Source organism: Amycolatopsis sp. cmx-11-32 (genome assembly GCF_047608695.1).
In the GTDB taxonomy this organism is placed as follows: Bacteria; Actinomycetota; Actinomycetes; order Mycobacteriales; family Pseudonocardiaceae; genus Amycolatopsis.
On record NZ_JADNQN010000002.1, the window covers coordinates 750,889 to 763,532 of the forward strand.

A 12,644-nucleotide genomic window follows, 5' to 3' on the forward strand; every position below is an offset into this window, starting at 1 on the left:
ACCGCAATTCTGCGGTACCCCCTCCAGCCGCCGCCGGTCAGCCCTGCGTACGGAACACGAGGGACGAGTGGCCAACGCGGATCACGTCGCCGTCGGCGAGCTGCCAGGTCTGCACCGGGGTGCCGTTGACGGTCGTGCCGTTCGTCGAACCGATGTCCGCGAGCGTCGCGCTCTGGCCGTCCCAGGTGATTTCCAGGTGACGGCGCGAGACACCGGTGTCCGGGAGCCGGAAGTCGGCGTCCTGGCCACGGCCCACGACGTTCCCGCCCTGCTTCAGCGAGTACGAGCGGTTCGAGCCGTCGTCCAGCTGAAGGCTCGCGGCGAGCTGACGGCCGGCCGCGGGCTGGCCACCGTAGCCGCCACCCTGCGCGTACGGGTCCGCGGCGGGCTGGCCGTACTGCTGCTGCTGGCCACCGCCGTACTGGTCGTAGCCGCCTTGCTGCTGCTGGCCGTACTGGTCGTAACCGGGCTGCTGAGCGGCGCCGCCGCCATAGCCCTGGTCGTACCCAGGCTGTTGCTGCTGGCCGCCGTACTGGTCATAGCCGGGCTGCTGAGCGGCGCCACCGCCGTAACCCTGGTCGTACCCAGGCTGTTGCTGCTGGCCGCCGTACTGGTCATAGCCGGGCTGCTGAGCGGCGCCACCGCCATAGCCCTGGTCGTACCCGGGCTGCTGTTGCTGCTGGCCGCCGTACTGGTCGTAACCGGGCTGCTGGGCGCCGCCGTAACCCTGGTCGTAGCCGCCCTGCTGCTGGCCGCCATAACCCTGGTCGTACCCGGGCTGCTGCTGGCCAGCCTGCTGTCCGTAGCCGTACTGGCCCTGCTGCTGGCCGTACGGGTCACCCTGGTCGTATTGGCCGTAGCCGGGGGGCTGGCTCATTGCTGGGTCTCCTGCGTTGCTGGGTCGTGCCGACCGTGACGAACCTTCGGCGTCGTGGGGTTTGACGTCGGGATCGACGGACGAACGGGTCTTGAACTGTCCAGTATGCAGCGCCTCGTTGCGCTCGAGCGAAACTACGACGTCACCATAGGTGTCCCAACCGTGCTCGGCGAGGTGTTCCTTGACCGCCTCCGCCAACACCGACGTGACCCGACGCTCGTCTCCGGCCATGCGCTCGTGATCAGCCTGCCCCAACGACACGATGTAGTGGTTGGGGGCGAGCTGTCGACCACCGGCCAGCTCACGAATGTTCTCCTCGCTCTCGCGCTCAAGCGCCACCGCCACTTCCTGCGTGACGACGTTGCCACCGAACATGCGCGCGAAGGTATTGCCCACAAGATTCTCGAGCCGCCTATCAAAGCGCTCAACGCGGCCCACCGGGCAACCTCCTCACACGTATGCTTCCCCGTCGATCCTATCCGGGTACGGCCAGTCGGACACGGCCCCCGGTGAAACCCGTGAAATCAGCCTGCTACGCTTTGCGAGCTGTCAGAGAACGATGCACTCGGGCGAGTGGCGGAATGGCAGACGCGCACGGTTCAGGTCCGTGTGTCCGAAAGGACGTGAGGGTTCAACTCCCTCCTCGCCCACTCTTGTTCGAGGCCCCCTTCGCTCCGTGATGGGGGCCTCTTTCGCGTGAGTCGTCGCTCGTCGACTCCCGGGGCCGAACCCCCGGGCCCCCACGGTGCGTGAGAGTGACGGTTGGTCTTGGGTTCGGTGCCTCAATCCCGCGAACAATCCTTCCTTTCCTGCTTTTGTGCTGGTTGTTGCGTGTGCGCAGGCGGTATATTTTCTGGTATGTTTTCTTACCCTCAGGCTGAGGATGTTCTGCACGACCTTGGCGACAAGGTCGTCGAAGCTCTGGTCGACGCCACGAATGCGGCAAGAGCTGACTTGGCCGAGTATCGCGATGCCTTCCCGGCTGGGTTGCGGACAGTAGTGATCGTGGGCTCTCGAACTGGATCCATGACCGGCTTTGGGCGCACTTGCGCCGGGGGCTCACGGACATCGATTCGGTCGAGCTGGTGGATCAGGGGGTCACTCGCGAAGTCGCGGTCGGTCTCCGGTACCGCGCTCGTGAAGCGGCACACGGTTCGAGATCGCGTCAGGTCGTACGCCACGAAATCCGCCCTAGCCTTCTGGGCGCAATCCGAAGCTCTGGAAGGATTGGAGGAGGTCCGCTTGGGCTTCGGTTACCGCTGGGACCCCGAAGAGCGGGTGATCGGCGGCACCATCGTCTCCCTGCGCGACGGGTTGGACAAAGATGCGATTTGGGCTGTCGAGGTAGATGCTGGGGCGCCTGGCGCCACGGGTACGGCGTTCACCTGGACTCCGGTGGATCCGTCGCTGCCCCAGATCGACCTGTACGAGGCCATGGTCCGAGATGAGGAGGACGAAGCGACGTGAGTGGAATCGGCGATGTGCTGGAAACACTTCGCCGCGCCCGCGGACTGACGCAGGCGGATCTGTGCGCCATGGCTGGAGTCACGCAGGCAGCGTTGTCCCGTTACGAGAACGACCAACGCATGCCTGATGACGACGTGTTGAGCCGGCTCGCGCGGTCGTTGGGCGTATCAACGCGCTTCCTGTCTCGGGATCACGCCGTTCGGGGCGCGCTCGCGGTGGACGCACACATGAGGCGTCCGCGAACGACCAAAGCGTCCGTGTGGCGGAAACTGGAAGCGCGACTGAACGCCTATCGACTCCACGTGTCCGTGTTGTTCGAAGAGGTGTCGATGAGGGCGGAGCAGTCTGTCCCGACGTTCGATCCGATCGATACGACTCCGGTGCAGGCGGCGCTGATGGTGCGCGCTCAATGGAGACTGCCGGCCGGGCCGGTGCGGCACCTGGCCCGATGGCTCGAGGCCGCCGGCTGCGTGATCCTGGAAGAAGACTTCGGTACCTCGCGTATCGACGGGCTTTCCCAGTGGATCGGCGATCACCCTGTGTTGCTGATCAACGCGGCCGCCCCGGTCGATCGCAAACGGCTCACCTTGGCTCACGAACTCGGCCATCTCGTGCTTCACAACGGGATCGCGACCGAAGATCCCGAACGAGAAGCCAACGAGTTCGCGGCTGAGTTTCTGATGCCGGCGCATGTGATCAAGCCGGATCTTCGTCCTGCGACGCTCGGACACTTACGAGACATGAAGCGAGTCTGGGGAGTCTCGATGCAGGCGCTCTTCGAGCGTGCCTACTCGCTCAAGCAGGTTTCCGCAGCAGACCGTACGAGCTTCTACAAGTCTCTGAACGCTCGCGGATGGAAGACGACTGAACCGGACAGTGACCGCTTGGCGCCAGAGATCCCGCAGCTCGTCACGGCCATCGGGGATGCATTACGGGCCAAAGGTCTCACCGATGAAGAGATCGCTGAATTGGCGGGCTTCTCGGAAGACTCCGCGGACAACCCGTTTGCGCGACCGACGCGACGATTGCAAGCGGTGTGACTCTCGGCGGCGCCAGATAGGCCCCGGAGGGCTATGTCCACCGGGGCCCTGCTGACTGAGTGGGTCAGTTCACGCCGATCAGGTCTACGACGAAGATCAGGGTTTCGTTCGGCTTGATGACGCCACCGGCGCCGCGTTCGCCGTAGGCCAGGTGTGGCGGGATGACCAGCTGACGACGGCCGCCGACCTTCATGCCCGCGACGCCCTGGTCCCAGCCGGGGATGACCTGACCGGCGCCGAGGCCGAAGCCGAAGCGCAGCGGCTCACCGCGGTCCCACGACGCGTCGAACTGGTCGCCGGTCGAGTGCGAGACACCGACGTAGTGCACCGAAACGGTGTCGCCGGACTTCGCCTCCTGGCCCTCTCCGACGGTGATGTCGGACTTCTCCAGGTCGGAGGGCGCGGGCCCCTCCGGGCGGTCGATCTGGGGCTTTTCCAAAGACATGCCAAGGAAGATACGTGAAGCGAAGCTTCTCCGCTGAGGGCGGCGGCGGGGAAGAGGAGGGCTACCTACGCAGGTCCGGGGTTCGCAGGTCGAAGTGTTCCGCCGAACGGTGAGAAGAACGCGAATAGTCTTCACAAATTTGGATACCCGTGCGTAGTGTGCGCCTCGTCACTCTCCGACGACGGAGGTCTTTCATGCGACGAGGCATACGGGTCTTGACGACGCTGGCGGGGTTGACCCTGGTGGCGGGAACCGTTCCGGCACCGCAGGCGAGCGCGGCGGAATCCCCGCAGAACTCGGTGGTGGCGGCCGCGCTCGACGACTATTGCGGCGGCCAGTGTTCCGACATCCTGCCGCCCGGCACCAAGGGAAACGCCACCCTCGCCGAGATACTGGCGCACAAGGCGCTCGGCACCCGTCCCGCGCATTCGGCCGACCAGCTCGGCAAGTACGCCTCGCTCGCCAACGGCTACCGGACGCTGACCACGGACAAGATCAACCAGTTCTTCAACGATGCCTCGTTCGGTGTCCAGTCCGGGCAGGTCGAGAGCACGATCAAACCCCGTTCGGACGTGACGATCACTCGTGACAAGGCGACCGGTGTTCCCCGGATCGTGGGCACGACGCGACCGGGCACGATGTACGGCGCCGGGTACGCCGCCGGACAGGACCGCCTTTGGCTGATGGACGTCATGCGCCGCGTCGGACGCGGCCAGCTGACCTCGTTCGCCGGGGGCGCGCAGGGAAACCGCGACCTCGAGCAGAGCTTCTTCTCCTCCGCGCCCTACACCGAGCAGGAACTGCAGAAGCAGATCGACAACGCCGCGGCCAGTGGTCCGCGCGGCGCACAGGGCAAGGCCGACGCCGAGGCCTACGTCCAGGGGGTCAACAAGTACATCTCCGATTCGCACAGCGGGCGCTACTTCCCCGGTGAGTACGTCCTCACCGGGCACGTCGACGCGATCACCAACGCCGGGACCATCGAGCCGTTCAAGCTGACCGACCTCGTCGTCCTCGCCGCCGTGGTCGGCGCGCAGTTCGGTGCCGGCGGCGGTGGTGAGGTGCAGAACGCCATCGCGAAGATGGCGATGCAGGAGAAGTACGGTCTCGAACAGGGCGACAAGGTCTGGAAGAGCCTCCGCTCCGAGGACGACCCCGAGACCGTCAAGACCCTCCACAATGGACAGACTTTCGACTACGGCAAGGCACCGTCGAACCCGCAGGGCGCCGCGATGCCGGACAAGGGTTCGGTCTCCGGGCAGCAACTCGTCTTCGACCCGACCGGTTCCGCCGGGACTCGGGCGCCCGCCAAGGTGACCGTTCCCGCGCCTGAAGACCAGAAGGCCGTCCGCGGCATCTTCGACGACGGCGTCCTGCCCGGCAACATGCTCTCCGAGAAGCACGGCATGTCCAACGCGCTGGTCGTTTCCGGCGCCAAGACCGCGAGTGGGCACCCGGTCGCCGTCTTCGGCCCGCAGACCGGCTACTTCGCGCCGCAACTGCTGATGCTGCAGGAACTCCAGGGCCCTGGCATCAGCGCCCGCGGCGCCTCCTTCGCGGGCATCAGCATGTACGTGCTGCTCGGCCGCGGCAAGGACTACTCGTGGAGCGCGACTTCGGCGTCGCAGGACATCACCGACTCCTACGCCGTCGAACTGTGCGAGCAGAACGGTTCCACGCCGACCAAGAACTCCAACTTCTACCGCTTCCGCGGCCAGTGCCTGCCGTTCGAGATCGTCGAGCGCAAGAACGCCTGGAAGCCCACGATCGCCGACGGGACCGCCGAGGGTTCGTACACGCTGCGCAGCTTCCGCACGAAATACGGTCCGGTGACGAGCCGGGCACTGGTCGGCGGCAAACCGGTGGCGTACGCGTCGCTGCGGTCGACCTTCCAGCACGAGATCGACACGATCATCGGCTTCCAGAAGTTCAACGACCCGGACGCGATCAAGTCCGCGCAGGACTTCCAGGCCGCGGCGGCCGACGTCAACCAGACCTACAACTGGTTCTACGCCGACTCCCGCGACGTCGCGTACTTCAACTCCGGCTCGAACCCGGTCCGCAATCCGACCGTCGACCCGGCGATGCCGGTGAAGGCCGACGCCGGATTCGACTGGCAGGGCTGGAATCCCGACGGAAACCTCGCGAACTACACGCCGTCGTCGCAGCATCCGCAGTCGATCAACCAGGACTACTACATCAGCTGGAACAACGCCCAGACCAAGGGCTACGCCGCCAGCGGCGCGGACAAGAGTTCCGTGCACCGCGGTGATCTGATCGACGCGCGGGTCAAGAAACTGGTTTCCAGTGGCACCAAGGTGACGCGGGTGAACCTCACACAGGCCATGGAAGAGGCGGCGCTCGCCGACCTGCGGGCGGAGAAGGTGCTGCCGGAACTGTTCAAGGTGATCGACAAGGCCCCCGTGACCGGTCCGGCCGCGGACGCGGTGGCGAAGCTGAAGACCTGGCTCGCCGCGGGCGGCCTGCGTTCGGAGACCTCGCCCGGAAGCAAGGCCTACGCGAACGCCGACGCGATCCGCGTCATGGACGCGTGGTGGCCGCTGTTGGTCAATGCCCAGTTCAAACCCGGCATGGGCGACGCCGCCTACGCCGCCATGGTGGGCGTGCTGAAGATCAACGAGTCGCCTTCGGGCTGGCAGAACGAGGTTCCCGGAAAGCACGTCGGCCAGCCGCACGCCGGTTCGTCGTATCAGGCGGGCTGGTGGGGTTACGTGCACAAGGACATCCGCTCTGTACTCGGGCAGAACGTGGCCGGACCGCTGGGCGCGAAGTACTGCGGTGGCGGCGACGTCGACGCCTGCCGCCAGATCCTGCTCGACTCGCTGACGCAGGCCGCCGCGCAGCCCGCCAACACCGTGTACCCCGGTGACGGCGACTGCTCCGCGGGTGACCAGTGGTGCGCCGACACGATCATCCACCGCGCGCTCGGCGGGATCACACAGGCCAAGATGAGCACCCAGAACCGGCCGACCTTCCAGCAGGTCGTCGAGTTCCCGGCGAAGCGCGGCGACAACATCGCCAACCTCGCCACCGGCCGGTCGGTCAGCGCGAGCAGCCACGAGACCGGCTGGTACAACTCGCCGCCGTCCAACGCGATCGACGGGAACCTCTCGACCCGCTGGGCGAGCGACTGGAGCGACGGCCAGTCGATCACCGTCGACCTCGGTTCGGTGCGGCGGGTCTCCCGGGTGATCCTCCAGTGGGAATCCGCGTACGGGAAGGCGTACAAGGTGCAGGTCTCGTCGGACGGGACGAACTGGCGGGACGCGGCGTCCATAGTGGACGGAGACGGCGGGCAGGACAACGTCGCCTTCGAAGCCACCGACGGCCGTTACGTCCGGATGGCCGGAGTTCAGCGGGGCACGAAGTACGGCTACTCCCTCTACGAGTTCGAGGTGTACGCCCACTAGGCCGTGGCTGACGGCCCGCCTTGATGGAGTACTTCGAGGCGGGCCAGGGCTTCGGGCGGGAGCCGCAGTGCTCTCCGGCGGCGACGTTGTCCGGAATGACCAGTACGTGCGGCCCACGCCGCCGAGCCCACGCGAGGCGGATCTGGGCCTGGTCACGGTCGCCAGCGGCCGCGCTGGGGCAAACGCATCGCGCCGAACCCGACCCGGTTGACCCACATGTCGCCGAGTGCTCAGGTTCCCGCGTCGATGGTTCCGGAAGTCATGGCCGGAGTCCGGCACCCGATGATCGCGAAGAGGCCGGTTTCCGTGATCATCCGCGACCTTTACGGTGGTGGGGTGGACACGAACGACTGGTCACCCCGCACCCTCGCCGTCGCCGCCGGACGCCCCGAGGGCCCCGGTGAACCGCTGAACGTGCCGATCGTCGCGGCGAGCACCTTCGACGCCGGCGCCGATCGCGCGTATTCGCGGGAGAACGGCACGCCGACCTGGGAAGCCCTCGAAGCCGCGATCGGCGCGCTCGAGGGCGGGCACGCCACCGCGTTCGCGTCGGGGATCGCGACGCTCAGCGCCGTGGTGGACACGTTAAAGGTCGGCGCGAAGGTCTGCGTCCCGACGTTCTCCTACGCCGGGTCTCGCGGGCTGCTCGCGCACGCGCACCGGACCGGCCGTCTCATGGTCACGGAGATCGCGCCGGACGACACGGAGGCGTGGGTCGCCGCCGCGGACGCCGACCTGCTTTGGCTGGAATCCCCGACGAACCCCACCCTCGACGTCATCGACATCGAGACGATCGCCGCCGCCGCGAACGGCCTGGTCGCCGTGGACAACACGTTCGCCACCCCGCTCGGTCAGCGGCCGCTGGACCTCGGGGCGGACATCGTCGTGCACAGCGCGACGAAACTCATCGGCGGACACAGTGACTTGCTGCTCGGCCTGACGATCGCGGCCGACGAAGGCGTCGCGAAGGACCTGCGCGACGCGCGCACCCGGATGGGCGCGACGCCGGGAGCGCTCGAAGCGTGGCTGGCTCTGCGCGGCCTGCGGACGCTGCCGGTCCGCCTGGCCGAGCAGACGCGCACGGCCGCGTTGCTGGCGGCGCGGCTGCTGGACCACCCCGCGATCACCCGGGTGCGGTATCCCGGCTCCGGCACGATGATCGCGTTCGAACTTCCGGACGCGGAAACCGCGGACAAGGTCATCGGCTCGCTGCGGCTGATCCGCGCGGCCACCAGCCTTGGCGGCGTCGAGAGCCTGGTCGAGCGGCGGGCCTGGCTGGCGGGCGACGCCCACGTGCCCGCCGGACTCGTCCGATTCAGCGTCGGGCTCGAGGATCCGGAAGATCTCTGGACGGATCTGGCTTCGGCACTCGGCTAGCGCCTTAACCTGAACGCGTGGAGGAGACGAAACCGCCCCGGCGGCTCGGTCAATGGATGTGGGGCCTGTTCTGGCTCCTGGTGCTCGGCTTTCTCGCCATCGTCGCGGCGGGCGTGCTGGCCGAACTCGCGTCGAAGCCTTGCCCGAGCGACGAGATCTGGGCCTGCGCCCCGGAGAACCGGACACTCGCCACCTTCGTCCCGGCGATCGGGTTCGGTCTCGGGCTGCTGCTCGCGGCCGTGGGCGGTGGCCGGGCGGTGCGGAAGCGGACGTCACCGAAGCCCTGGTTGTTCTTCGGGGGCCTCCTCGGCGCGCTTTCCCTCGCCGTGGCCTTGTTCCTGGTGCTCTGATCGTGACCTTCGAGTTACCAAGCACCGGCTTTCACCTGGAGCTGGTCAGTGCTTCACGAGGGCGTACTCCGAACGTGTGAACCGACGGGTAACAAACGTGCGGAGAGTGGCGAACAGCGGTCGATTCGGCCAGGAAAACCGGCGCTTTCGAGACGTTCGGCGGAAGAGGAAAAAAGGCTTCCGCATGGCGGCCATTCCGGCCGTATGGGTGTTAACCTGCCCTCGGCACCGCGAGGATTTCCCTCTGCTGAGCGACTTTCGGACTCCTGTATCGGGTCGGACCACCTCGGTGTTACCGGTTTTTCCAGTGGCTCTTGTCACTGTCCTTTCGCTACTGCCGAGCCACGACTTTCCGGCAGGATCGCGCTATCACCCGAACGTGGGATTTTTCCCTGGGTGGTCGCAGGGTGGGGGTCACCTTGCGTTGCGATGCTTTTCCACTGGGAGATCACTTTGAAGAAGACGTTGAGCCGCGTCGCGGGCGCGGTGCTGGCCGGCGCCGTCATCTCGCTGGCCGTCACGCCCGCCGCGATGGCACAGGACGAGATCACGACGACGCCTGCCGCCCCGGCGAGCGAGACGCCCACCACGGCGCCCTCGCCTTCGTGGACGGGCGGCAAGGCGACCTCGGGTCCCGAATGGTCGGGCGGCAAGGTCACGACGGCCCCGCCGTCGACGACCGAGAGCGGCACGCCGACCTCGACCAGCGGCACGCCGACTTCCGACAAGCCGTCGCCGACCTCCACCTCGGAGAAGCCGACCACTCCGCCGGAAGAACCCTTCTACGACAACGTCGGCGCGGGCTACATCGGTGACACCGGCGTCGGCGCGCTGGTCATCGCCTGCCAGTCGGGCGAGCCGTCGAACGTTTCGGCTCCGGACTTCGACATCATCAGGCACAACCAGGCCGAGGACGACGGCCGTTACTGGGTTTACATCGTGAAGGTGAAGAAGTCCTTCAAGGGCAACTCGAGCACCTTCACCTGGACCTGTGCCGGCAAGCCGGGCAAGGCGGACATCGAGTTCGAGTCGCCCATCGGCGGCGGCGCGGGCACCCCGGGCAAGCCGGAGAAGCAGGTCAAGTACGCCCCCAAGGGCGGCATCGAGACCGGTTTCGGCGCCACCGCGGCCTGATCGAATGTCGACGAAATTCCTGAGGCAGGGTGGCCGCGCGGTAGCGGCCGCCCTGATCCTTTCCCTCGCGCTGACCGGTTGCGGTACCGACGATCCCGCGCCCGCCGCACAGCAGGCGCCGCCGGAATCGACCGTCCCGGTCACGAAGCCGTTCGACGGCACCCGGCCGACGAACGTGAAGATCCCCAAGATCGGCGCCGAGTCGAACCTGATCGCGGTCGCAGTCAACAAGGACGGCAAGATGGCCGTCCCTTCGGCGAAGAAGCCGATGCAGGCCGCTTGGTACCAGCTTTCGCCGGTTCCCGGTGACGTCGGCCCGGCGATCGTGCTCGGGCACGTCGACGGCAACAAGCAGCCGGGCATCTTCTACAAGCTCAAGGACGTCAGCCCAGGTGACGAGATCCTCGTCGACCGCAGCGACGGCAAGAGCCTGAAGTTCGTGGTCGAGAAGAAGGAGCAGGTTCCCAAGGACCAGTTCCCCGAGGACGCGGTCTACGGCAACACGGACAAGCCGCAGCTGCGGCTGATCACCTGTGGCGGTGTCTTCGACAAGGAAGAGCACAGCTACAAGGACAACATCATCGTCTACGCGAACCTGGTCGCCTGACGCGCGCGCTATGAACGGTCCGTTCCTTGCAAATTTCGCAAGGAACGGACCGTTCATAGCATTCGGGGACCCGCTCAGCCCACGCCCGACTTCGGGAACGGGAACCCGGCCGGAGCCACCGCCTCGGTGTCGACCCACCGTCGCATCCCCGCGTCGCACGCCGCGTAACCCCAGTTGATCAACCGCTCCTGCAACACCTCCGGCAGTTTCGTCAGCCGCGTCGGCGTCTCCGCCAGCTTGTGCGTGAGCTCGACCGGCGCCCTCAGTGAATCCGCCAGCTCGAAGTTCTCCAGATCGACGTAGGTTCCCCAGTAGGCGCCCGCGAAGTCCTTCTCCACATAGGACTTCAGCAGCGCGCCCCGCCGCAGCTCGCGGACCTGGTTGTCGATGATGTCGAGGACGCGCAGCAGCTGCCGCCCCCAGTCACGCTTGACCTTCTGCTTGACCTTCATCCGCTTGCCCGCGTCGCTGACCAGCACCGTCGCGTGCCCCTCCACCGGATCCAGCCCGAGGTTGTCGTAGACGCCGGCGTCGCTCAGAACGATCTTCTTGCCGGCTTCGGCCGAAAGCGGATCGCGGAAGACCACCGGCGAGAGCATCGGCGGGAACGCCGACGACGCGGCCACCGCGGTGGCGAGGGGGAGGTTCCCGTGCGGCCCGTCCTGCCGGAAGAACCACCACAGCGCGCCGTCCTGGAGGTTCGTCGCGGTGAAGACGAACTGCGGGGCCGCCGGGTCCAGATGCTTGAGGCAGCAGTCGCCGAACAGGTGCTTCGCGTACACCCGCGCGAGCTCATCACCGGCGCTTCGCCACGGCATGGCCATGGCGCGCAAGGTGATCGGGATGTCGAGCCGGGTACGCGCCAGCTTACGGATCGGCACGACGACCTCGTCGTGAAAGTTGTTCGCGGCACCGTATTCGAAGTCCAGGTCCGACCACGCGTGCGCGAGGACACCGGCGGCGATCGAACCGCCGGAGACGCTGGAGAACGTCGAGATCTTCGACAGCCAGCCGAGTTCGTTGAGCCGCCACAGGGCTCCGGTGTGGAACAACATCGCGCGGTAGCCGCCACCGGACAGCGCGAGACCGACGCCCTTCCGGGCCGTTGAAGGCTTCTTGGCATCCCCCACCTGAGCGAGTGTAGAGGCGGGTCAAGCGAGCAGTGGCTGGAGAAGACGACGTTCTTCTTCAGGGACGTACTCGGCGTAGTTGTCGTAAAGCGCCTGCTTCGCCAGCCGCGCCGCGCGCTCACCGTCCGAGTCCCGGATCGCTTCCAGCACCTCTTCGTGATGCGCCAGCCAGTTGCGCATCAACGCCGTCCGGTCGTCGGCGTGCTCCAGTTTGTCCTCGATGAGTTCGAGTACGACCCCGCGGACGACCTCACCGCTGATCACCAGCAGCGGATTCCCCGTCGCGCGGGCGATGGCCTCGTGGAACGCGACGTCCGCGTGGCTGAATTCGGCGAAACCCCGCGAGACGCCCGCGCGCATCGCTTCCAGTGCCGCGTCCAGTTCCGTCAGATGGTCTTCGGTCCTGAGCTGCGCGGCGAGCAGATGTGCGGAACCGTCGAGGATCATGCGGAACTGCAGCAGTTCGGAAAGGCCGAGGTGGTCGGCCCTTGCCAGCCGGTGCATCGACCGGTGCAACGCGACGGGTGAGGCGGCCAGAACCTCGGGACCGCGTGGATCGCCGGGCCGCGAGCGGATCATTTCCGCCGCCTGCAGGACACGCAGCGCTTCCCGTACGGTCGAGCGGCCGACGTCGAACTGCACCATGAGTTCACGTTCGCTCGGTAGCCGGTCGCCGGGTTTGATCCGGCCGCTGAACACGGCTTCCTCGATTTGTTCGACGACGCGCTGGTACGCGCGGACAGGGGCGACCGGCTCGAATTCCATCTTGACCCTGCCGTCTCGTCT

At 66.8% G+C, this 12,644-nt stretch carries 11 protein-coding genes and 1 tRNA gene; 8 read left to right on the plus strand and 4 right to left on the minus strand.

All coding sequences use genetic code 11. The features are described 5' to 3' along the window. Window positions 1-37: 37 nt before the first annotated feature. Entirely contained in the window at window positions 38-1,315 is a 1,278-nt protein-coding gene (locus ACM6LR_RS08320; RefSeq protein ID WP_414943497.1) for a DUF3662 and FHA domain-containing protein, read from the minus strand. 129 nt (window positions 1,316-1,444) lie between these two features. Here ACM6LR_RS08320 and ACM6LR_RS08325 point away from each other — a divergent pair. From ACM6LR_RS08325 to ACM6LR_RS08335, 3 genes are all read left to right on the plus strand, one after another. Next, a tRNA-Leu gene (locus ACM6LR_RS08325) sits at window positions 1,445-1,527 on the plus strand. Window positions 1,528-2,119: 592 nt separating this feature from the next. Beyond that, window positions 2,120-2,344, plus strand: a complete 225-nt coding sequence (locus tag ACM6LR_RS08330; RefSeq protein ID WP_414943498.1) for a hypothetical protein — start codon at window positions 2,120-2,122, stop codon at window positions 2,342-2,344. Then, window positions 2,341-3,384, plus strand: coding sequence for an ImmA/IrrE family metallo-endopeptidase (locus tag ACM6LR_RS08335; protein WP_414936468.1), 1,044 nt, complete (start codon window positions 2,341-2,343; stop codon window positions 3,382-3,384). The genes ACM6LR_RS08330 and ACM6LR_RS08335 overlap by 4 nt, the downstream gene beginning before the upstream one ends. A gap of 64 nt (window positions 3,385-3,448) precedes the next feature. Here the strand turns inward: ACM6LR_RS08335 and ACM6LR_RS08340 are convergent, their stop codons facing one another. Beyond that, entirely contained in the window at window positions 3,449-3,829 is a 381-nt protein-coding gene (locus ACM6LR_RS08340) for an FKBP-type peptidyl-prolyl cis-trans isomerase (protein ID WP_414943499.1), read from the minus strand. A 194-nt stretch (window positions 3,830-4,023) separates the two neighbouring features. Between ACM6LR_RS08340 and ACM6LR_RS08345 the strand changes: the two genes are divergently transcribed. The 5 genes from ACM6LR_RS08345 (at window position 4,024) to ACM6LR_RS08365 (ending at window position 10,728) form a co-directional block, all read left to right on the plus strand. Then, window positions 4,024-7,260: a penicillin acylase family protein gene (locus ACM6LR_RS08345; protein WP_414936466.1), complete on the plus strand. Its 3,237-nt coding sequence runs from the start codon at window positions 4,024-4,026 to the stop codon at window positions 7,258-7,260. A 336-nt stretch (window positions 7,261-7,596) separates the two neighbouring features. Beyond that, window positions 7,597-8,637, plus strand: coding sequence for a trans-sulfuration enzyme family protein (locus ACM6LR_RS08350; RefSeq protein WP_414937096.1), 1,041 nt, complete (start codon window positions 7,597-7,599; stop codon window positions 8,635-8,637). 17 nt (window positions 8,638-8,654) lie between these two features. Then, entirely contained in the window at window positions 8,655-8,987 is a 333-nt protein-coding gene (locus ACM6LR_RS08355) for a hypothetical protein (protein WP_414936465.1), read from the plus strand. 429 nt (window positions 8,988-9,416) lie between these two features. Next, window positions 9,417-10,121, plus strand: coding sequence for a hypothetical protein (locus ACM6LR_RS08360; protein WP_414936464.1), 705 nt, complete (start codon window positions 9,417-9,419; stop codon window positions 10,119-10,121). Window positions 10,122-10,125: 4 nt separating this feature from the next. Then, window positions 10,126-10,728, plus strand: coding sequence for a class F sortase (locus tag ACM6LR_RS08365; RefSeq protein ID WP_414936463.1), 603 nt, complete (start codon window positions 10,126-10,128; stop codon window positions 10,726-10,728). Window positions 10,729-10,802: 74 nt separating this feature from the next. Here the strand turns inward: ACM6LR_RS08365 and ACM6LR_RS08370 are convergent, their stop codons facing one another. Both ACM6LR_RS08370 and ACM6LR_RS08375 read right to left on the minus strand, forming a co-directional pair. Then, window positions 10,803-11,858, minus strand: coding sequence for a patatin-like phospholipase family protein (locus ACM6LR_RS08370; RefSeq protein ID WP_414943500.1), 1,056 nt, complete (start codon window positions 11,856-11,858; stop codon window positions 10,803-10,805). A gap of 21 nt (window positions 11,859-11,879) precedes the next feature. Then, complete coding sequence (locus tag ACM6LR_RS08375) at window positions 11,880-12,623, minus strand: FadR/GntR family transcriptional regulator (RefSeq protein WP_414936461.1); 744 nt, start codon at window positions 12,621-12,623, stop codon at window positions 11,880-11,882. Window positions 12,624-12,644 lie beyond the last annotated feature (21 nt).